Source organism: Bacteroidia bacterium (genome assembly GCA_027493955.1).
Classification (GTDB): domain Bacteria; phylum Bacteroidota; class Ignavibacteria; order SZUA-365; family SZUA-365; genus JAOSJT01.
This window is the reverse complement of the sequence record JAOSJT010000001.1, coordinates 4,428,639-4,451,831: the sequence shown is the minus strand read 5'-3', so window position 1 is coordinate 4,451,831 and position 23,193 is coordinate 4,428,639. Positions and strand designations below refer to the sequence as shown.

At 56.8% G+C, this 23,193-nt stretch carries 12 protein-coding genes; 7 read left to right on the top strand and 5 right to left on the bottom strand.

The features are described from left to right. Window positions 1-3: 3 nt before the first annotated feature. Complete coding sequence (locus M5R41_16945; protein ID MCZ7558091.1) at window positions 4-3,120, top strand: efflux RND transporter permease subunit; 3,117 nt, start codon at window positions 4-6, stop codon at window positions 3,118-3,120. Between the two features lie 96 nt (window positions 3,121-3,216). Here the strand turns inward: M5R41_16945 and M5R41_16940 are convergent, their stop codons facing one another. Then, complete coding sequence (locus M5R41_16940) at window positions 3,217-3,528, bottom strand: class I SAM-dependent methyltransferase (GenBank protein MCZ7558090.1); 312 nt, start codon at window positions 3,526-3,528, stop codon at window positions 3,217-3,219. A 666-nt stretch (window positions 3,529-4,194) separates the two neighbouring features. Between M5R41_16940 and M5R41_16935 the strand changes: the two genes are divergently transcribed. Both M5R41_16935 and M5R41_16930 read left to right on the top strand, forming a co-directional pair. Beyond that, a complete protein-coding gene (locus M5R41_16935; GenBank protein ID MCZ7558089.1) occupies window positions 4,195-4,899 on the top strand; it encodes a hypothetical protein in 705 nt (234 codons plus the stop codon). Window positions 4,900-5,072: 173 nt separating this feature from the next. Further along, window positions 5,073-6,896 (top strand): DUF4153 domain-containing protein, encoded by a 1,824-nt coding sequence (locus M5R41_16930; GenBank protein ID MCZ7558088.1) that lies wholly within the window; start codon window positions 5,073-5,075, stop codon window positions 6,894-6,896. A 104-nt stretch (window positions 6,897-7,000) separates the two neighbouring features. Here the strand turns inward: M5R41_16930 and M5R41_16925 are convergent, their stop codons facing one another. Continuing rightward, window positions 7,001-10,255, bottom strand: coding sequence for a T9SS type A sorting domain-containing protein (locus M5R41_16925; protein MCZ7558087.1), 3,255 nt, complete (start codon window positions 10,253-10,255; stop codon window positions 7,001-7,003). A gap of 359 nt (window positions 10,256-10,614) precedes the next feature. Between M5R41_16925 and M5R41_16920 the strand changes: the two genes are divergently transcribed. The 4 genes from M5R41_16920 (at window position 10,615) to M5R41_16905 (ending at window position 20,851) form a co-directional block, all read left to right on the top strand. Then, window positions 10,615-13,629 carry a VWA domain-containing protein gene (locus M5R41_16920; protein MCZ7558086.1) on the top strand — a complete coding sequence of 1,005 codons (3,015 nt, stop codon included), beginning with the start codon at window positions 10,615-10,617 and terminating at the stop codon, window positions 13,627-13,629. 279 nt (window positions 13,630-13,908) lie between these two features. Next, window positions 13,909-16,869 carry a VWA domain-containing protein gene (locus M5R41_16915; GenBank protein ID MCZ7558085.1) on the top strand — a complete coding sequence of 987 codons (2,961 nt, stop codon included), beginning with the start codon at window positions 13,909-13,911 and terminating at the stop codon, window positions 16,867-16,869. Window positions 16,870-17,090: 221 nt separating this feature from the next. Beyond that, window positions 17,091-20,102 carry a VWA domain-containing protein gene (locus M5R41_16910; protein ID MCZ7558084.1) on the top strand — a complete coding sequence of 1,004 codons (3,012 nt, stop codon included), beginning with the start codon at window positions 17,091-17,093 and terminating at the stop codon, window positions 20,100-20,102. Window positions 20,103-20,206: 104 nt separating this feature from the next. Continuing rightward, window positions 20,207-20,851, top strand: coding sequence for a hypothetical protein (locus M5R41_16905; protein MCZ7558083.1), 645 nt, complete (start codon window positions 20,207-20,209; stop codon window positions 20,849-20,851). 280 nt (window positions 20,852-21,131) lie between these two features. Here the strand turns inward: M5R41_16905 and M5R41_16900 are convergent, their stop codons facing one another. The 3 genes from M5R41_16900 to M5R41_16890 all read right to left on the bottom strand — a co-directional run bounded on the left by M5R41_16900 (window position 21,132) and on the right by M5R41_16890 (window position 22,937). Then, complete coding sequence (locus M5R41_16900) at window positions 21,132-21,395, bottom strand: hypothetical protein (GenBank protein MCZ7558082.1); 264 nt, start codon at window positions 21,393-21,395, stop codon at window positions 21,132-21,134. Window positions 21,396-21,636: 241 nt separating this feature from the next. Continuing rightward, window positions 21,637-22,206 (bottom strand): dihydrofolate reductase family protein, encoded by a 570-nt coding sequence (locus M5R41_16895; GenBank protein ID MCZ7558081.1) that lies wholly within the window; start codon window positions 22,204-22,206, stop codon window positions 21,637-21,639. Window positions 22,207-22,595: 389 nt separating this feature from the next. Then, a complete protein-coding gene (locus M5R41_16890) occupies window positions 22,596-22,937 on the bottom strand; it encodes a multidrug efflux SMR transporter (GenBank protein ID MCZ7558080.1) in 342 nt (113 codons plus the stop codon). Window positions 22,938-23,193 lie beyond the last annotated feature (256 nt).

Here is a 23,193-nt window from a genome sequence, read left to right as displayed (position 1 = left end):
ATCATGTTCAGTGCATTGTTGCAATTCTCGCTGCGAAATAAACTGCTCGTTCTACTGACAACCGTCGCGACGATAATCTTCGGATCGATCATCGCGATACGCCTGCCGGTGGATGTGTTCCCGGACCTCACTGCACCGACGGTCACGGTATTGACCGAAGCGCACGGCATGGCCGCGGAGGAAGTGGAACTTCTGATTTCCTTCCCTATCGAAACGGCGCTGAACGGCGCGAACGGTGTCCGCCGCGTCCGCTCGTCGAGCGCGGCCGGCATATCCATCGTGTGGGTGGAATTTGATTGGGACATGGACGTCTTCCTTGCGAGGCAAATCGTGAACGAGAAATTGCAGTTGGTCACGGCTGTACTTCCCGACCGCGCCGATCCTCCCGTGCTCGCTCCGGTCACATCGATCATGGGCGAAATCATGCTTGTCGGTATGCGCCATCGCGGAGGCCGGGCTGATGACAAAGGTGCCGAAATGCGTATTCGCGAAGCCGCCGAGCGTCTGGTGCGTCACCGATTGCTTGCAATTCCCGGTGTTGCGCAGATCATTCCCATGGGCGGCGCACAGAAGGAATATCAGGTCCATGTGTCACCGCAAAAACTCTCCGCCTATGATCTTACACTTGAAGATGTACTCCGCGCCGTCCAGGGCGCGAATGCAACCTCGTCGGGCGGTATATACAATGATCGCGGAACAGAATATCTCATACGCGGGATGGGCCGCATCCACGACATCGGGGAACTCGGCAACTCGGTTGTCGCCACCCGCAACGGCATTCCCATACTTCTGCGTTCGGTCGCCGACGTCGCTATCGGCGAAGCACCCCGCCTCGGCACGGCCTCTATCGACGGCCGTCCCGCCGTACTGCTGATCGTGCAAAAACAGCCGAACGCGAACACGCTCGAACTGACGGAAAAGATCGATGCTGCGGTGGCGGGGCTGACGGACCAATTACCTCCGGACATTACCATCGACACGCATGTATTCCGGCAAGCGGATTTTATCACGCGCGCGATAGACAACGTGATTTCAGCGCTGCGTGACGGAGCGATACTCGTCATTCTCATTCTGCTCCTCTTCCTCGGAAACGTGCGCATCACGATTCTGTCCGTGCTGGCGATACCGCTCTCTCTGCTGGCCACCTTCGTCGTGTTCCAGGCACTGGACATTGCGATCAACACCATGACGCTTGGCGGAATGGCAATCGCCATCGGTGCTCTGGTGGACGACGCGATCGTGTACGTGGAAAACGTCTATCGCCGCCTGCGTCTCAACGCCGCCCTGGAAACGGAACAGCGGGAGCCCGCGTCATCGGTGATCGTACAGGCATCGCTCGAAATCATGTCCCCAATGGTGCATGCCACGTTTATCATCATCATCGTATTCCTGCCGCTCTTCTTCCTAAGCGGTTTGGAGGGTCGCCTGCTCCTGCCCATGGGTATCGCATACGTCACGAGCATACTTGCATCCCTGCTCGTCGCGGTAACCATTACTCCGGTGCTGAGTTCTTACCTGTTGCCTGCATCGGTGAAAGCTACAGACGCGGGAGACAGTCGAGTCGTTCGCATACTGAAACGCATGTACGACCGTACGCTGACGTACACCCTGCCCCGTCACGGCTTGATATTCAGTGCCGCGATCATACTTCTTGTGACGGCGGTGGGCACCGTACCTTTTCTGGGACGGTCTTTTCTCCCGGAGTTCAACGAGGGATCACTCACCATTTCGCTGGTCACCATGCCGGGTACGTCGCTCGATCAATCCGACGCTATTGGTCGCAGAGCCGAACGGGAATTGCTCGCGCTGCCGGAGGTGGAGGGTACAGCCCGACGGACCGGACGCGCCGAACTGGATGAGCATGCCCAGGGCTCCAACGTATCGGAGCTTGACGTCCGTTATACACTAGGTGATCGTTCCAGACAGGATTTTCTGAAAGCGGTGCGCAACGCCCTGGCCTCTCTACCCGGTACGAACGCGACCATCGGTCAGCCGCTCGGACATCGCATCGACCACATGCTCTCCGGATCGCGTGCGAACATTGCTCTCAAATTGTTCGGTCCGGGTCTGACGGAGCTGTCTCATCTCGCAGAAGCGGCCCGTATTGAGATGGAATCCGTCGACGGGATTGTGGATCTCGCCATCGAACAACAGATGAACGTGCCGCAGGTTGCGATTCGCTTCGATCGGTCCGCAATGGCCCGCTACGGAGTGTCCTCCGCGACGCTCGCTGATGTGATCGATGCGGCGTTTGCCGGCGAAGCGGTGTCCAAAATTCTGGAAGGCAACGTCAGCTACGATCTTGTCGTGCGCTACGACGCCCAATCCCGGGGCGACATCGAGGCGATACGCAATGCCCTCGTGGATACACCGCAGGGCGCACGCGTCCAGCTCAGACAACTTGCGGATATTCGCTACGCGTTCGGTCCGCATTCCATCGGTCGTGAAAATGTTCAGCGAAAAATGGTCGTCCAGGCTAATGTGGATGGACGCGACCTGCACTCGACAGTAAGCGAAATACAGGAACGTCTGAAAGCGAATGTGAAATTTCCGCGCGGATATTTTTATGAACTCGGAGGACAGTTCGAAAGCGAAGCAAACGCGACGCGCGTGATCACAGGACTGAGCGTGCTTTCCATTTTCGCGATTTTCATCATTCTGTTCATGGAATTCCGCTCCTTCAAACTCTCCGTTCTCATTATGGCAAACCTGCCGCTGGCGCTGATCGGCGGGATATGGGCGGTGCTCTTCATGGGTGGCGTGATCAACGTGGCCGCGCTGGTGGGCTTCATCACCTTATTCGGAATCGCGACACGGAACGGAATTTTGATGATAGCGCATTATCAGCGATTGCTCGATGAAGGTTGTGCGCTTCGCGATGCGGTGCAACGCGGTTCGCTCGAACGTCTCAGCCCGGTCATCATGACGGCGCTCACCACCGCGCTCGCGCTGCTGCCCCTCGCTTTCGGGATGGATGAACCCGGCAAGGAAATCGAAGCGCCCATGGCCATCGTCATTCTGGGCGGCCTGCTGACCTCCACGGCGTTGAACATGATCGTCATACCGGCGCTGTTCTACCGTTTCGGGATGCGCACCGTCCGCGACACATACTCCGGATAACCTCCCCACAGAGCCAGGATTTCTTGCGGACCGCCTCCTGTAAACAACACCGCCCGCGAATGTGCGGGCGGTGCTCTTGTTCGATGCGACGAAGCGTCACAGTCCCGTCGCGCGGATTTTCACTGTCAGCATGAAGGGGGCATCCGCTTGCACCGTTACATCTGAATCGGGCAATCGGCTCAACTCCTTCCGCACTTCCTCCACGGTGTCGGAGGCACGAATTGATTCGAGCATCGGAAGCCGCAGCGGAAGCCACGTCAGCCATGGAATCCGGCGAAGGTCGCGCAGGAGCATGCTGCCTCCCGGAGCGAGTATGCTGCGAAGCTGCATCACGACGCGGCGCGGGTCTTTCCACTCATGCATGGAAAAACAACTGCAGATAAGATCATAGCGTCCGATATCATTCATCGCGCCCACGGACCCGCGTCCACCTGCACATACTCTACGCGACACTGTAAATCGCGCTGGGCGATATAGTCTCTACCCTACTGCATCATTACGGGTGATACTTTCAGCGCCGTGAAAGCGGCCGAGGGAAAACACATCGCTATGCGCGCGGTGAGCGACCCCGGACCCGCTCCCACATCGAGTATCCGCGCGGGAGACGGAGTCTGTTTCCGATGTCCGAGAAACGCGCCGTACTGTGCCTCCGACCTCTCCGATTCATGCGCGTACCGACGCGCATCACTTTCTATCCATGCATACCTGGTATCACTGACTTTTCTGTCTATCTCGGAACTCTCGTGTTTCAAAGTGTATACCACGCGCACAGAGCCTTATTAAACGATGCCGGATTGTGCAATGTTCCGTGTGATGTTTTCTGCGTATCGAATCCACCTCGGCGGAAGAGGAATGGGGATAGGCAGTATCGCGCGGATATTTCACGCCAAAGTGAGCGATATTCACGGTCTGCAATGTAACTATGCTTTTCAGGCCGGCAATCACATTTATCAAGTTTGGCACAAAATATGCAAGTAACCATATGACATCGCATCCTGCCATAGAAACGGAGCCCGGTTGATTCATCGCGACATATTTCACTGAATTCATCATTGTTTTCCAGCGGAGTATTCCATGAACAACCATCGCATCATCCTCACTGCAATTCTTGTTCTCTTTGCAGGAGGCCTCTCTCACTCTACCTCAACCGCCCGGACACACGATTCCTCCAATGACATACTGATCGTCGTATGGAAATATGACGGCGCAGCGACTTTGATGATTCGGAATCAGTTCGACCGCTACGAAGCGGTGGAATACGGCAAAATCTGGCGGACCTTCCCTGCGGGGAGCAAAACGAGCATCATTGGCGACGGCCGTCTTCCGGAAGGCATATTCCCTCTCCATTTGACGGACAATGAGGGCAGCACACAGCTCGGATTCACCTTCGAGACCATTCCCGGAACATTCGAACGATACACTGTCAAAGGCCGGACACTCGACCGCAACAGCATTTCCCTCGATGATGCATTTTTGCAACGCATTCATCAACAGATAGGCGATCCGACCGCGGTGGAAGTCCCGCGCATAACACTCGTCATTCTTCCCGGCAACATCCCAGTCGAAATGCGCGAACGTCTCAAGGCCAGCAGAAATGTGCAGCCCTGGGCGACCGAAGAGGCACTGGACGACAGCATCCGAAGGCTCAAGCCGCTGGAGGATTATCTGACCATCGTGAAGCGCATCCCGCAACACTACAGCTTTGATGATGACGGCACATGGATTATTCACGACACACCGGCGGCTGAAGTACAGGAAGCACACTTCGCCGGCAAGTGATCCCGACACAGAGTGCAGAGGGAAAGGGACGAGGGCGCACCGCCCGCACTATCCGCGGGCGGTGTGTCTCATTCTGTCCGGAGGGAGACGGTGAGAGGGGATCGATTTTTGCATGTAACTCCGCATCGTCCGTTTTCGTACTTTGCAGAATTCTGACTCATCGGAATTCCATCATGAAATTTCCTTCTTTCGAACAGATCACGCACGAAGCTCTGCGGACACTGCGGCGCTTCCCCTTCGTTCTTCTGGCGGCGTCGACCGGCACCGTGATGGCGCTGCTGCTCGCCAACAGCGAAGCTCAACCCGAACCGCTGTGGGCCTTTCGCGTGCTCCTCGTCGCCGTCCTCGCTGTTCCGTTCCTGACAGGGCTCACGCTGCTTGCGGAGAAACAGCGTTGGAGCCGGGGCACATCGAGCGGAACGCAGATCGGCGCCCTGATCCTGTTGGCTGGTTACGCCCTGACGCTGCCCGACAATCTGCCGATTGCACCGCAATTGCATATCATTCGCTTTTTCATGCTGGCGGTGGCGCTGCATCTCTTCGTTGCCATCGCACCCTGGCTGCGGCGGGGGCAGGTCAATGGGTTCTGGCATTTCAACAAAACACTCTTCCTCCGGCTGCTCACGGCGGGATTGTTCACCGTCGTTCTCTGGGCCGGCCTCGCCATCGCGCTGGCGGCCGTGGAGAATCTGTTCGATGTGACGATACACGGAAAGCGCTATTTCCAGCTGTGGATAATGCTTCTCGGGTTGCTGAACACCTGGTTCTTTCTGGCAGGAGTGCCGGAAGATCTGGATGCGCTGGATCAGTCGGATGACTATCCGAAGGGTCTGAAAATTTTCTCGCAGTACGTGCTGCTCCCGCTGATCGTCATCTATCTCGTTATCCTTGTCGCGTACACCGGGAAAATCATGGTCGGCTGGACCTGGCCGCACGGCTGGATTGCCCGGCTGATTCTCGGTTTCTCCGTCGCGGGCATGTTCGCGTTGCTGCTGCTGCATCCCATTCGTGAACGGGAGGGTTCTCGCTGGATCGCTCTGGCCTCGCGCTGGTTCTACATCGTGCTCGCGCCCTTTGTCGTGGTGTATTTTCTCGCCGTCCTGCGCCGGCTTTCGGACTATGGCATGACGGAAAGCCGCTACATCGCCGTTGTCACCGGTGTGTGGCTCGGGATAATGGTACTCTACTTCGTTTTCAGCAAAGCGAAAAGCATCAAAGCCATACCGCTTACCTTGTGCGCCATCACCCTCCTCGTGTCATTCGGTCCCTGGGGAGCGTTCTCTATCTCCGAGAGCAGCCAGGCACAGCGGTTGAAGCACCTTCTCGAAGCAAACAGCATGCTCGACGACGGCAGCATCCGTAAAGCGACAAAAGGGGTACCGCGGGAGGACGCGCGCGAAATCAGCGCGGTCCTGCAGTACCTGCATGAAATCCACGGTTATACCGCAATAGAATCGTGGTTCGACACATCGCTCAGAGCTGATTCATCCGTGACGTATTCGGAGTGGAAAGACGCATCCACCATCGCCGCCGACCTGGGCATTCAGTACATCGCGGCTCAGCCGGCGCAGTCCGACGACGAACTGCGCTATGAAAGCCGTGAGGGTGAAACGATTGATGTGCAGGGATACGACCGCATGTTTCCCGGGATGTATTACTTCGCACGCACCCCGAAGAATTCCGCGACGTCGGATCACGCCGGCTACAGCGTCAACGGCACGCTCGACACCCTGACCTTTGTGTACACGCCGCCGGATCAGCCCGCCGATACCTTGCGCATAGCGCTGGACCCCGCTTTGGACAGCCTGAAAAAACGATACGAAAACAGGAGTGCTGTGGATGTTCCCCTGGAATACACGGCGGTGCAAGCGAGCGGAAACACGGTCAAGGTCAAGGTCTACACCCCCGTACTGCGACTTGAACGTGAAGACGGCATCTGGAAACGCACGAACATGCGCGTCACGGTGCTGTACGGAGCGATCCGTCACACACCCTGATGATGCATGGAGCGCAGCGCAAAGGAACGGGCGGGGATTTCCCCGCCCGTGTCTTTTTATAACGGCCTTGCTCTGCAACGCCACCCGCAAGATGGCCGGTTCGTTTATCGGAGCAGCATCATACGTTTGCTGATCGAAGCGGATCCGTTTTCGAGACGATAGAAATACAATCCATGCGAAAGCGAAGCGGCATCGAGACGCACACTGTATCGGCCTGCCGCATACAGGCCCTGGGCGAGTACCGATACTTCGCGTCCGAGCACATCGAACACCGAGAGTCGAATACTCTGTTCGGCCGGCAGATCGAAGCTGATCGTCGTGTGCGTACTGCCGCTTGCGCTGCCCGGCCCGAAGGGATTGGGATAGTTCGCATGCAGTGCGAAAGCGCCCGGCTGCGGTGAGAGTTGCTCGACGGCGAGCGTGCGCGGCTTTGACAGGATGTACACGTCGCGCTGGCTTACCGGAACATAGGAACTGAGCGTGTAGGTATCACCATCCTCGAATTCCGGCAGGGAATCCGCGCGCATCGCCCAGACACAGTACAGAAGATCCAGATTTACCGCTTCCGTGTTTATCGGCCGCTGAAATTTTACGTCTGGTTCTGTGGTGTAATCATCCGCGAACACATACAGGATTTCCCGGTCGTTCGGATCCGCCGTCGGCATCCAGGTATTGTTGTTGGATGGACGGGTGCGCTGTTCGCTGAAGCCGAGCATGATCTGACGCGGTTTGGCGGGATCACTGACGTCGTAGGCACGGACAGGAATATCGAAGTATCCCTGATATCCGTAATTCGGACTGCCACCGCGCAAATAGCCCATGGCCTTCTGTCCATTCTGCTTGTCGAAAATGAGCTGCACGGGGAGTATATCATAGGCGTTGAGATTGCTTCCGAAGGTGAAATCCTCGCCAATCAAGAGATTGCCCTCGAAGATGCTGAACCATTCGCGGGTGGGCTCGGAGAAGTCTCCGAAAACAGGAGTCGGACTCCAAAGCTTGAAACCGTCCGACCAGTAGAGAACATCATGACTGGCGGTCCCCATCGTAAGAAGCCAGCCATCGATCAGGGTTCCGCTGTGCGGATAGCGTTCCGGCAGGGCATAGCCTCTGTAGATGGTGGTACCAAGGGTAACGTTTTCGACATGAATGGTTTTCTCGAATTCGTGATCCGCACCCTCGATGCTGACTCTGTAGTCGTACAACGTGAGCGCGGTCGGATCCACGATGCTGTAACCGAGCGATCCCAGGGCACGCCCCTGCACATGTCTGAGCAATCCGTGTGCCAGCGGCAATTCCTGCTCTTCGACTTCGAGGCGCAGTGTATCCTGGAAGAGGCAGTACTGCTCGGATATCATCGTTACCGGAAAGGTCAGCATGCTCCCCGGCACGGCGTTCGACGGAATGGAAAATGCGATGTAGCTTTCGGCGTCATCCGGATCGTAGACCGGCTCCACCGCTCCGGACGCCGGCACTGTGGTATGGAAGCGCATGGTGCCCCTGTCGGCGAGTGCGGCGTTTTCGTCACGAATAAAAAGATGCCACGGTCCCATGTCAACACTGCTGTGATTCTCCAGCCGCAGCCCGATGCGCACATTGTCACCCGGATTGACTTTGCCGTCGAAATTCGGACTGTCGGAGTGCACACCGGTAAAGCGCACACGCGCACGTCCGGGTAAGGCGATTTCGCTCTCCACGAACCACTCCATCGCGTCCGCGCCATCGGTACTGATGAGGAAAAGGTCCGCGCCACGCACCGCGCCGTTCCCCGCGAGAATTCCTCCGTAGATACCATCTCCCGCAGTCTCGTCTCCGGTGGAACCATCATCGGCAAGAGCCGCACGTTGCACTTCAGCGCCGTCGGCACTCCGCAGCACGGCGATCACCTGTGTTGTGCCCGAAGGAAATGGACCACCGCTGACCCGCACTTCATAGCTGTCGGCCGAGGGATGTCGGAGAGACGACTGGAACACCGGTGCCTGCGCGCCCATGGGCAGGTTGCGGAAGATATCGCGCAATTGCCGTGCCGCATTGCGCAGCGCCCGTGTACTCAGCAGATTGTTGCCATCCTGCGCGACAATCCGCGCGAGAAGCACTTTCTGCGTATCACCCGCGGCCATGGTAAACGGCCCGCAACTCGACAGCTGCCGCCTGTCTCCCGCCGGCGCTCCGATGCCATCCACCCAGCCGCTTCCCAACACGGCGTTTCCTGCAAGGGTGAAGGTCGTCGGCAGTTTCGTAATCGGATCGATCATCGGATCACCCGTATGCAAGAGACCGCTCATGTAATTCATCATCTGTATGGCTCCGACGGGGTGCCCCAGATACGGATCCATGTAGACGGCGTCACCATTGATGTAATGCACATAGCCCGAGAGCGGAATATTGGCATAGTCCTGACGCAAACCGAGTCCGTAGTGTGCAGTGGCGCCCGCTTGCGGTGTCACCGGCGTCTGCAGCCAGAGAATACCGCTCGATGGCGGTGTACCGTAGTACGAATCATGGGCATCACCGTTGTATGCGATGGTAAGTCCGAGCGAGGTGTCGACTCCGCAGAAATCGTCCCAGGCCTCGCCGAGATCGGGATCTTCCCACGCACCGATGCGCAGGTCCGTGACCCGCGATTTGCCCTTGTGAATGATGGTGTGCTCACGAAATATCACATTCTCGAGCAGAGGATGTCCCGAGGACGCCCATATCATTGTCTGGAATTCCAGTCCCATCGGAATGGTGCCATAGAGATTGCTGCTTCGGCTTGGATCCAGGTCATTGCTCACGAACCAGAACACTTCGTCGCCCGGCAACAGCGGCGTATCGCTTTGCTGTCCCATTGCCCAGGCGTCCGGATCCGGATCATAGATGCCATTGCCGTTCGCATCCACCCACGGGGCTCCGAGCTGCACCGGCCAGTCGCGCAGGTCGGTAAGAATACGTGTCCTGTCCTGCGGAGACAGCTGATTGAGCCATACCGGGTCATAGCGGTGCGCCCGGTAGATTCTGTTCATCGGAGACGCGGGATTATCCGCAGTGCCGTCGGGACGAATACCCCCTGCCTGCAGACCATACCGGTAGGTCGAACCCGCGATATGCGGTTCGCCGTCGAGCAGTCCACCGATGATGAGTCCCTCGGTAAAAACCACGTGTTTCCCGCTGCCTGCGGGCCATTCGAATCCTGAAGCATCCGTCAGCGGATTACGGGAAAGCGATCCGTTGTTGCTGAACCACATATGCACACGATTGCTGCTGATGAAATCATACGCATCATTCGTGAGCGTTTTATCCGCAGCCGGCACTCCCTTGTTCTGCCCGATGCACAATGCTGAAAAACAGACGAAACAGGAAACAAGCACGATCAGACGCATGGAACCTCCGCTCACGATGTTGGGCTTAATGGACTGTATTATCCTCTGTCCATCAACCTACGATGTTGCGCGGACATTGTCAAGTGCAAATATTTCCCGCAACGGAAAATGCGGACCCGTATAGAGATTTTTTCAAACGTGTGTAACTTTCGGGGGCTTCATGGTTTATTCATGATACGCACGGCCCCCACGGACAGGATACCTTCAGCACCATCCTTCTGTAGCGCGGTGTTGGCAGACGATGTGATGCAACGCGCACGTGCGGTCACACTGCCGTTTTCACCATTGATGCAATCACCTCCCATTATCGCGGAGCGTACGTTGCTGCACAATCTCGTGCATACCGGAGAGAGGATTGAATGACAAGCACAGCACCCAATTTCCGTTTCAAACCCCTCTCGCTTCCTGTATTTCTGTTGCTGTTTCTGGTATCGGGAACGACGGTTCAGGCACAACCACGGTTTACCGTCAGGAACTTAATTGTCAACGGACCGAAGGTTGAGGTCTTCTATCGGCTCACTTGCGATGGCATGCCGGTGTACGACGCAACGTTGCAACAATTTCGCATCACTGAAAACGGGGTACCGATGGTCCCATCCGACCTGTGGTGCCCCGACCCGAACGTACGCTGCGCCGTATCGGTGGCCTTGGTTTTCGACGCATCCGGCTCTATGGCGGGAAGCGGAAACCTCGGTTCGAAACAAGCCGGTCACGCGTTCGTCGATCTTCTGGACGGGAAGGTCGACGAAGCCGCCGTGCTCTGGTTCAATTCCGATGTCACCCTCATGCAATCGATGACCCGCGACAGGACACTTTTACACTCCGCCGTTGACGTGTTGCCCGCCACGGGAAGCACGGCGGCATGGGACGGTGCCTATGGCGGATTGATCGAACTCATCAACAACGCGACGAATCCATGCCGGGCGGTGATCTTGCTGACCGATGGGGGCGATGCCTCGTCCACACGTACACCGGAGGAAGTGGTCGCTCTTGCGCAGCGACACCGAATCCGTGTTTTCACGATCGGTCTCGGAACAGCAATCAATTCCGGTTCCCTGGAGTTCATCGCGGATGCAACGGGTGGCCGATACTATCAGACACCGAATGCAGGCCAGTTGGCCGCCATTTATATGGAAATCTCGACCATCATCTTTCAGGGATTTCAGGAGTGCAGAATTTCCTATACCAGTCCTTGCATGGACGGAGCGCATCGCACCATTGAAGTGCAGGTAAGCGATGTGTGTGGTACTTCACTTTCCGAAACGACGACGTTCAAGGCGTCGATGGATTCTTCGACGTTTTCCATGCTATACATGGCTTTGGAGCATTCGATCCGTGGCGCAGGGATGGAAATGACCGTTCCGTTGCGTCTGCTCGCACCCGCAGACGTGGTGATGTTCTATCCCATGCAGTTCTCCGTCGTCTTCGACACCGCTGTGGTGGAGCTAGACAACGTGACGGCATCCGACACGACCTTGCTGGCCGGGGTACCCGTATCGTGGACGCCCTTGGCTGACGGTGCAACGATACGGACAACCACGCCGAAGCTGCTTACACAGGGGGGTACTCTACTCGATCTCCATTTCAGGACGAAAATTGTTCCGGATACGGCGTGTACGGAGGTGAAAGCCGTAGCCGCCACATTCGAACAGGGTTGCTTCATCCCGGTAATAGCGGACGGTCGTATCTGCATCGCCCCCGGAACGCCGATCATCCATTGTGATATCAGTGCTCCGAGCAGTCTCGACTGGGAAAGAGGAAACCCTGACTACTCGCCGAATCCCTTCACGGTACTCGCGCACTTTTCCAATCGTGGCGACAGCGATGCGAAGCAAGCACGCTACACAATCACCTACGACACTGCAGACGTTCGGTTGTATTTCCCGGGTACCGATACAAAACCGGGAAGCACCGGCATCATCGCCGCGAGTTCGTTCGAAAACGTCAACTGGCCCCTGACAGCCATCCCCCGAACAGAAGGTGATACAACGCGGATATGCATCACGGCGCGATTCGACAATCATCCCGATGTCGTTTGTTGCACGAAGGTATATGTCCCGCGAATGGACCCCATCCTTGACTGCCGGCTGTCCGCAACGGAGGTCGCCGCCGACAGTGCGAATGTGCGATATACGCCTATGCCCTTCCCGGTAACCCTCGAGGCAACGAATCTCGGGCCTTCCCGCACGGATTCCGTATGGGCGACAATAGACGTGCCGATGGAACTCGATCTGGCCGGACCTGATGCGCCCGATTCCTACAGAAAACTGCTCTCCCCGCCGACGTTGGGAGCACACGAAACGGCAAAAGTCACATGGCAACTGCGGCATCCGCGCAGCAATACAGACAGAGAATACATCGTATCGGTATTGATACGTACCGCAAATTCCGACTCGAAGCACTGCGCCGTCGCTGTACGCATTCCGGGCCTCCCTGTCGCGACCTTCCCTTTTACGCTCACAGCTCTGGGATCCACGCTATTCTGCGAGGGCGACTCGGTTTTGCTGGATGCAGGAGCGGGCTACGCCACTTACCGCTGGTCCAACGGTGCACGCGATCGACTCCTGACCGTAAAGCGAGGTGGAAATTATTACTGCAACGTGGAGCACAGCGACGGACGCATCGGTATTTCGGACACGGTGAGGGTAACGGCAATTGACGCACCTTCGCCACGCATCGCTGTGCATGGATCGCTTCCGATGTGCGAGAACGATTCCGTGCAACTCGATGCAGGCGGCGGTTACATGAGCTATCTTTGGAGCAACGGAGCGACGGAGCAGATCATCACTGTGCATTCGGCAGGCGCATTTTACGCTACGGTGCGCAGCAGTCATGACTGCGAGGGGTATTCCGATACGGTGATTGTCACCACAAAAACCGTTCCGTCCAAACCCGGAATACGCCGTAATCTCGACTGGCTTATTGCCCAGGGCGACATCGGCGGGTTCTACTGGTATCGCGATGGCGTGCTTCTCCCCGATTCGGGGTACAGCGTGATCAAGATAAAAAATACCGGAAGATATCAGTTGCGTGTGCGCTTTATGAACGGCTGCTCGGCGCTGTCGGACCCGTTCGACGTCACTGTGCTGGACACCGATGATGTCCCGCCGGCTACAACGGGTCCCCTGCTGCACGTCTGGCCGGAACCCGCGACCGATATTCTGCGCATCGAGCTCGCGGATACGGGAAATCAACCCGTCACTGTAGCTCTGTACGACATGCTTGGCCGGTCGGAGTTGATTCACAGCGGTGTGCTGCCCGACGGCGGCGCGAGTTTTACCTGCTCCGTCCAGGGCCGCGTTCCCGGCGTGTATTACCTCGTGGCCCTGCTGCGTGAGACTGTGCTGATGAAACGCGTAACGATTTACGATTGACGACTTACGTTTGACGACTTACGTTTGACGATTGTTGATGTCCCACAAACGCATTGAAGAGAGACCCTTTCTGCCTCTTCTCTTCTTCTGCGTGTTCTGTTTTTTCTGTGTGTTCTGCGTTCTGCGTTCCGTGTTCTGTTTTTTCTGTGTCTTCTGTGGTCTTGACATTGAAGGACATTTTCCCTACAATGTTGTCATAATATCTTCTGATTCGCCAAGGAGAACGTGATGGAGAGGTCCGGCAGTTTCTGTTCTACAGCACGACGGATATCCGTGTGTATGCTTCTCATCGGTTTGTGCGCCCCGCTCGTGACGATGCACGGTCAGCCGGCGCTGAATTTCAAACGCATCGGTGTGAATTGGCCGACCATTGAACTGTACTTCTCGGCGAGTTGCGACAGCACACTTGATTTCACCGTGTCGGCGCAGGACTTTCGCGTGTTCGAGAACAATGTGGAAGTTCCGAATTTTCAGCTCTGGTGCCCTGATCCCACGGTACGATCCTCCTTTTCCGTGGCGCTCGTATTCGATGCGTCCGGTTCGATGATGGGCGCCGGCAACGCGGCCGCAAAGCAAGCCGGGCACGGTTTCATTGACCTCATGGATGGTGTAGTCGACGAGGCATCGATCATCTGGTTCACGCACGTGGTGACAGTGTATCAGCAGATGACGAGCAATAAACCGATGCTGCACTCGGCCGTGGACGCACTGCCGGCGAGTGGTGGGACGGCGGTGTGGGACGGCGGCTATGCTGGTTTGATCGAGCTGATCAACAATGGGCTGAATCCGGTCCGCGCGGTGATACTGATGACGGATGGAGGCGACAATTCATCCTCGCGGCAGCCGGCGGAAATCATCGCGCTGGCAAACCGGCACCGCATCCGTGTGTTTACCATCGGCCTGGGCTCGAGCATCAACAGCGTGGAGCTGGAGCTTATCGCGCTGCTCACCGGGGGCAGATACTATTACGTCCCGACTGCCTCGCAGCTTGTCGGCGCGTATGTAGAGATCGGCACACTGCTCGCGCAACACTTTCAGGAGTGCATGATCACCTATGACGCCCAATGCGCGGATGGCGGCCTGCGCAACGTCGAGCTGCAATTGCGGGATTACTGTAATGGCTCGGATACGAAAACGAAGTCCTTTCGCGCACCGCTGGACAGCACAACATTTTCCCCCCTCCACCTCGATCTGGGCGAGGTTTTCGCCAGACATGGCGACGATTTCACCCTGCCGCTCAATCTCCGCACAAGTATTCACGGCAACAACTTCTATCCGCTGCGTTACACGCTTACATACGATACCTCCATCATTCAATTCAAATCTGTAACCGCTCCGCCTGGATCGCTGCTGGATGGCGTCCCGATAACTGCGACGCCCGTGACCGGAGGTGTCACAATAGAAAGCACGGCCCCTGTTCTGGTGAATGGCTACGGACGCCTGATGAACCTGGCGTTCTCCACGCAACAGCGCAGCGATACGCTGTGCCGGGATATACGCCCCATCAATGCGGGATTCTCGCAGGGTTGCTTCATTCCGATAATGGATACCGGACGTGTATGTCTCTCTCCCACTCTCCCGACCATATCCTGCTCCGTCACGGCTCCACCCCGACTCGACTGGCGACAGGACAGCAAGGAATACCAGCAGAATCCCTTTACCATCACGGGGCGCTTCGATAATACCGGCGACGCTACGGCAGCAAACGCACGTTTCCGCATCCTCTATGATGCAGACGACATCGAGCTGCTTTCGCCGAGTACGGACACACAGACTCCCTCCCCGCCACATATCGATCCGGGGATGTTCGCCACCGTAAGCTGGCAGGTCGCGGCCAAACCCCGGACGTCCGAAGACACCATCGAACTCTGCATACGCGGCAGCTTCGACTATCACCCCGACGTCACCTGCTGCGTTCGCATCGTCGTTTCACAGGCGGGTACGGTTCTTTCATGCGCCGTATCTGTGCCACAGATCGTTGCGGACACCGCCGCCGTACGCTATACACCAATGCCCTTTCCATTGAGCGTGGCGGTGACGAACAACGGTGGCACTCAGAGCGACACCGTGTGGACATCGCTGCAACTGCCTCCGGAATTCGAATTAGCGCCTTCGGAGACGCCCGGAAACTATACAAAGCAGCTCCTGCCCGCGACTCTCGCTCCGCGGCAGAGCGGGGGTGTGAACTGGATGCTTCAGCATCCGATTATCTCATCGGAGAAGTCATACACGCTGACCGCCAGGAGCTGGGCTGCGGGACAGGACACGACCGTCTGCACCGTCAATGTGCGCATACCCGGATTGCCGCCGCCAACCTTCAGCACACGGCTGACAGCATCCGGACCGCTCGAGATCTGCCAGGGTGATTCTGTGATTCTCGATGCCGGCAGCGGGTATCTGACCTACAACTGGTCTCATGGACAACAGACACAGCAGATCGCAGTGAAAAACGCCGGGTCCTATTTCTGTGTTGTCCGACGTTCCGACGGACTTATCGGACGCTCCGACACACTGCACGTGAGCGTGCGTCCCGCTCCCAAGCCCATGATCACTCCCGGCGGCACACTCTGGTTCTGTGTCGGCGATTCGGTCGTGCTCGGTGTGGACGGCAGTTACGAGGAGTACCTCTGGAACATCGGCGCGACCACGGCCGAACTCGTTGTCCGCATCGAAGGCAAATACTTTGTGCGCGTGCGCGACAGTCACGGTTGCTGGGGTCAATCCGATCCGGTGACCGTCATCAGTTTCCTCAAGCCCGACAAGCCGGTGATTCGACGGACGGGCGACGTGTTGAGCGTACCGGAGGGCTACCGATGCCAGTGGTTCCGCAATGGCGTTGAGATACCCGGAGCGACGCAGCCCGCGCTTCTTGTGACACAACCCGGGTCGTATCAGGTTCGGGTGACGAGTTCGCGTGGTTGCTCGGTGGTATCCGACATATACGACGTCACCGTACTCGGCGTCGCCGGCAATCCCCCACTCGCTGGCGCACCGACACTCCACGCCTGGCCCGAGCCGGCAAGCGATGTGCTGCGCATCCGCATCAACGACATCGGCACGCAGCCGTTTACCCTGTATCTCTTCGATGTACTCGGCCGCTCGGAAGTCATTCACGAAGCACGGAGCACCGATGAGCGCGGTGAATTTCAGTATTCCCTCTCCGGACGGAAAGCGGGGGTGTACTATTTCGTCGCCGTACTGCCGGAAACCGTACTGGTAAAGCGCATCACGAAACTGTAACGAGTGACGATTTACGACCTACGATTTCCTGCCCGCCGAAGCATCAAAGGACCATCGCACAAACGGCAGTTCATGAGAGCGCAGGCGGGACGACTTACGACGTACTACGTACGATGTACCACAAACACGACGAGAAGATAGCCTTTCGGCCTCTTCTCTTCTTCTGCGTGTTCTGCTTTTTCTGCGTGTTCTGCGTTCTGTGTTTTGCAAAGGAGTCTGTCATGAAAAGGTTATCTAACGTACCTGCTCACACATGGAGCGCTGTCGCGCTGCTCATCCTTATCTGCCACGTGATGCCAACGGCCGGGCTTCAGGCGCAGCCGAACCTCACCTTCAAACGGGTGACGGTAAACTGGCCGACCATCGAGTTGTATGTGACGGTCGGCTGTGACGGCAATCCGGCGTACAATATGTCGAAGCAGGATTTTCGCATCTATGAGAATGGTGTCGAGGTCAAAGATTTCACGGTGTGGTGTCCCGATCCCACCAAACCCTGTGCAAAATCCGTAGCACTGGTGTTCGACGCATCCGGTTCGATGATAGGTTCCGGTAATGCCGGCGCCAAGCTGGCGGGCCACGCATTTATTGATCTGATGGACGGCGTTATGGACGAGGCGGCGGTAATTTGGTTTACCTCCGTCGTGACGGTACAGCAGCAGATGACGACGAATAAGCAATGGCTGCACGCCGCCGTAGATGCCCTTCCTGCAGGTGGTTTGACGGCAGTCTGGGACGGCGGGTACTTTGGACTGCTCGAACTGATCAACAACGGGGTGAACCAATGTCGCGCTGTTATACTGCTGACAGACGGCGGCGACGGAGGTTCGACGCGCACGCCTGCGGAGATTATTGCACTGGCGAATCGCCACCGTATCAATGTGTTTACTGTCGCTCTCGGCAGCAGTGTCAATGCGGTGGAATTGCAAATGATCGCCTCGCTTACCGGCGGGAAGTATTACCAGACACCGAATGCCGGACAGCTCGCCGCGATCTATCAGGAAATATTCACCATCATACGCCAGAGCTTTCAGGAGTGCATCATCACCTATGAGCGCGAGTGCGCGGATGGCGCTCTACGGACGGTAGATCTGCAGTTGAAGGATTTCTGTGGGGGGAGCGACACCAAGACGAAAACGTATCGCGCTCCCCTGGATTCGTCCACGTTCAAGAATCTGAATTTGGAGATCGGCGATGCAACCGGGAAAAGTGGCGCCGATATCACGCTGCCCCTCAACCTCATTTCACCAATCAACGGCGAGATGTTCTACCCGTTGCAATTCACACTGGAATACGACACTTCCTGCGTACAGCTCAAAGGTGTGAGCACGCCGACGGGCTCCCTGCTCGAGGGTGCTCCGATCATGGTGACGCCTCATCCCGCAGGCGCCCTCATACAGGTTACCGCACGCAAGCTTGTTCATGGCGGTGGTCTGTTGCTGAACATGACGTTCAAAGCTGCGAACCGGTCTGATACCGCATGTTGCGACATCCGTGCTGCGTATCCCCGATTTGAACAGGGCTGTTTCATTCCGGTTATTGAAACCGGGAGTATTTGCATCAATGCAAAGGCACCTCAGGCCTTCTGCGATATCAACGGTACGAAGCGCCTGCAGTGGGATCGGAAGCTGCGCGACTATCAGCCCAACCCGTTTATCGTCACCGGACGCTGCGACAATATCGGCGACACGACGCTGCGCAATGCGCGATGTACCATCATCGTGGATACCCATGACGTGCGACTGGTCTCGCCAGTCAGCACGACACAGCTTGTATCGCCGGCGGACATCGCTCCGGGGATGTTCGCGGAAGTGAACTGGCAGTTGGCGGCCAAAAAGCGGACACAGGGCGATTCCATCGAAATCTGTATTCGCAGCAGCTTCGATAATTATCCCGATGTCATTTGCTGCCATAAAGTGTTTATCCCGCAGGCAGGTCCGATGCTCGAGTGTACTCTCGATGCCCCCGCAATAACCGCGGACACGACGTATCTTCGCTATAATCCCATGCCTTTTCCCGTCACCGTTACCGCTCGGAACACCGGCGGTTCTCGGACGGACACCCTCCGTGCCTCCATCGTACTGCCAACGGAGCTGACCCTGGCGGCACCGGACGCGCCGGACCGATTCACGAAACGTATCCTTCCCTCACTGCTGAATCCCGGGCAGGAAGGCAGCGCCGAATGGATGCTTCAGCATGCGCCGACAACCGGGGAGAAACACTACACTGTGACGGTTTGGTGTTTTGCATCAAATACGGATTCCTCGAAATGCGAGATACCGATTCGCATACCGGGTCTTCCCGAGGCGTCGTTCCGTTTCGAGCTGGCATACGACGACTCCCTGCGTTTTTGTTCGGGCGACTCCGTCACTCTCGACGCCGGAGCCGGCTACGCCAGCTATGCCTGGTCATCCGGAGCGAAGAATCGCATGCTCGTGGTTCGTACGAGCGGGCAGTACTTTTGCACGGTCCGACGCACTGATGGAGCACTCGGGATATCCGATACGGTGCATGTATCGGTACACAATAGTCCACAACCGGTGATTACTCCGGGTGGTCCGGTGGCGATCTGCAAAGGCGAGACCGTCCACTTGTGGACCGACAAGAGCTATCCCGCATACGAGTGGAGTACAGGAGCGAGTACGGAAAGCATCGTGGTGACGGCGGCCGGTCGGTATTCCGTGCGGGTGCGCAACGAACTGGGCTGCTGGGGCGCTTCGGACACCACGGACGTCATTATGAAGCCCGCACCCGCGAAGCCCGTCATACGCCGCCTCGGGGATGCGCTGCGAAGCGACACAGCACATGCCTACCAGTGGTATCTGAACAGCACAGCTATACCAGGCGCCACCGGACCGCTGCACGTTGCAAGACAGACCGGCGTGTATCAGGTTCAGGTCACCAATGCCGAAGGCTGCTCAGCGCTCTCGGATCCCTTCAACGTGACGGTGCTCGACGTGGACGCCACGCCGCCGGTAGCAGAACGCGCATCGCTGCATGTCTGGCCCGAACCGGCGACCGACCTGCTGCGCATCGCACTCACCGGCACCAGGAATCTAACCGTTACACTGGCGCTGTACGATGTACTTGGCCGAGCGGATGTGATTCACACAGGTGTGCTGCCTGATGGCGCTGCGGATTTTACGCACTCTCTCCACGCCCGCGGTGCCGGAGTGTACTATCTCGTGGCGATGTTTGGAGAAACCGTGCTGGTGAAGCGCGTAACCAGGTTGTAGCAAAGAGCGGAGAGCGGAGCGTAAAGAGTGAAGAGTGAAGAGCGCTCTCCGCTCCCTGCTCTCCGCTCTCTGCGAATAATTATCACCCATCAGGAGAAAGGAACATGAAAGCGTATTTCCTCCCGTTACTGATTCTCGCATTCGCGCTGACCGGCAGCCGCTGCCTCGCACAGTCCGAAGTGGACGCCGTGATCCTGAAAAACGGATCGAAAATACTGGGAACCATCATCGAGCAGGTGCCGAACAAGAGCCTGAAAATCAGGACGCGGGACGGGAGCGAATATGTTTACTCTTTCGACGACATCGAGATCATCCGGAAAGAAGCGGTGTGGGTGGACGATCAGATCACCGATCTCCGTGAGGCCGCATACTATGAGCTTGGTGCCAACTTCGGCACACCGGCGGGATTCAACATCGCATTCGGGCGCTGGTTTGGTACGCTCGGACTGCGGCTTTCCGGCGCGCTGTACGGCGATGCGCTCGCCGGTGCCCAGCTCAATATCGGCTTCAAGCTCTCCGACAACAGCAATCGCAGTCACGTGCTGGCGTTGATTGCCGGGAGCTCGCGACTGGAGAAGGACGATGGCTGGTTCACGAGGAACAAATACTGGACGTATCTCGGTGCGGTGTACGAGCTGAATCTCGGCGGTTTCTTCCTGCAAGCCGGGGCATCCGTCGGGGAAGGCGACTATTCCAATCCCCAGCTCATGTTTCAGATCGGCTACATGCACCGGTTCTTAGGGGATTGAGGGGAGTAGCGCGAGTGGGATCCCAGAGCATTTTTCATGATGCTCCCGTTGTAGAAGACTGAACCCACGCTATATCAGGCGAAGGATATCCGATGCAGGATATCCTCATGGATGCAGACCAGCAATCGCGCCGCCACCGTGTACCTTCCCCGGTGCAATCCCGAATCCAGCGGAGCGATTATCCTGCGCTTCGTGCAGAAATCACATTCCCGGCTCTTCCGGGATGGCGCCAGGATTTCTGAGGTGTTGTAAGGTCAATTGCTACAAAACAGTCTCTTGCTCACATACTATTTTCAGGGTGCTTCAATTCAACACCTTCATCGGCATCCTCGCTCTGCACATCATCAGCAGGCTGCGCTACGCTCTTTTCCTTACGCTCTGCAATACGTCTCCTGACAAATGCCGTTGCATAGAGGAGAACAAGAATCGATACAATGACCGCGAGGAATGAAAGTATCAGTATATTCTCGTCTTCTGCGCCGCCTGTCCCTGCAAAGGCACAATGAGATGACAACAGACAGGGGATCAACACGATTTTCTTCATGGCTTGCGTCTCCGCCACTTTGTGAGTATGACCGTCTCGCGCCTATGATCGTCGGTTCTTCTCAGGATAGTTCCGAGTATTTCATGTACAAGAGCATGATGTACTCATTGATGTCCTGAGCGCTCATCGTGAAAGTGTTGAAGACCACGAGTCGCTTCATCTCTCCGACTGAACGGGAGACGACGGTGAAGCAACAATGGCATGTGTCCTCCAACGCCGTCACCCCTCCTGTGGCGATGCCTCACTCGCGCTTCGGTGTATTCTCCTGTATCGGCGCATAGTACAGCGTTATTGCACCACTATGAAAGGTCTTGGTCTTCACAAGTGTAAAGATTGTAGTGTCGCGGATGCTTTCGAATAACGGCATACCGCTGCCGACAATGATTGGGTGGACACAGAGTTGGTATTCATCTATCAAGTTGCGCTTCATGAGCTGGAGGATCAGACTCCGACTGCCGACGAGAATGTCCCGGCCCGCTTGCCGCCTGAGTGCTGCAACTTCTTCTTCCAGGGTCCGGGTTGCCAACGCCGCACTTTCCCATTCGACATGTTTCAAGGTTCGAGAAAAAACCAGTTTCGGGATGGTATCTATCGCCCTGGCAAATTCGTCCATATCATTTTTACCCGAGGGATTCTTCACCAGCGGCTGCCAGTATTTCATAAGTTGAAATGTAATTCTCCCGTAGAGAATGCCATCACCTCCATTCAACAGCTCCGTATAATGGTGATGTAGTTCCTCATCCGGAATACCTGCTGTGTGATCGCAATATCCGTCGATGGTCATATTGATGGCGGCGACTATTCTTCTCATGTTTTTCCTTTGAAATCCATCCGCATTCGTGATTCGCCGTTACCATCGGTGTTCATTCACTGATCCCGCTGACTATTTCATACATGCATCCGCTGTGCGGCTGCAGGAACGATCCGGGATGGCTTCCCGTCGCACGCGTCCTGCACCTTGGGCCATACAGAATATCACGTCAAGAAAAGATAGTACCAATTATTGCAGTATCTCACAAGCGCAAGTGAATACCGCGGTCTGCGCCGCTCCCGCCATTTGTTGATGACATGACTTCGCGAAAACGCACTTGCCTCCCCGGCGCCCTTCCTGCCGACGTACGGTTCACACGAACGCCGGGTATGTGCGCCCTTCGCCGCCCGTCGCACCCTGGAGGATGCGGGCTATCATGTACCTGCTGTTCACTTCGCGTGCGACACGATTTTCAGACCGACGATGGAAAGTATCAGTGTCGAAAGGAAGAGCAGCCGCAAGAAGGTCGTCGGCTCCCGAAACACCACTATCCCCACCAGGGCCGTTCCGACTGCACCGATACCCGTCCATACCGCGTACGCCGTCCCAATGGGCAAGGTTTGCGTTGCTTGAACGAGCAACGTCATGCTCACGGCAAGGGTCACGATGAAGCCGCCATACCACAGGTACATTTCAATACCGGTGCTCTCTCTCGCCTTCCCGAGGCAGAACGCAAATGCTACTTCGAAAAAACCCGCAAGAATCAGGATCAGCCAATCCTTTGTGAGCATGAGTACCTCTGAAGATGTGATCGTTATCAGATTCTTTCAATGTAGCCAATCTGTCGCACTTGCTCGTACTGTTATGAGAGGTTCGCCTCAGGGGCTCGGGATTGATGGAGGTGTGCGTGCCGTCGGCACCTGTAGATCTGAGGTCGAAGCTCACCCTGGCAGGGTCGGGCGAAGTGTCGTCTGCCAAAGGCTGAGCTGGAGAGGTAGTGGCTGGGCGCGTGTGTCCCCCAACTGCCGTTGGGGGATACAGGGAATG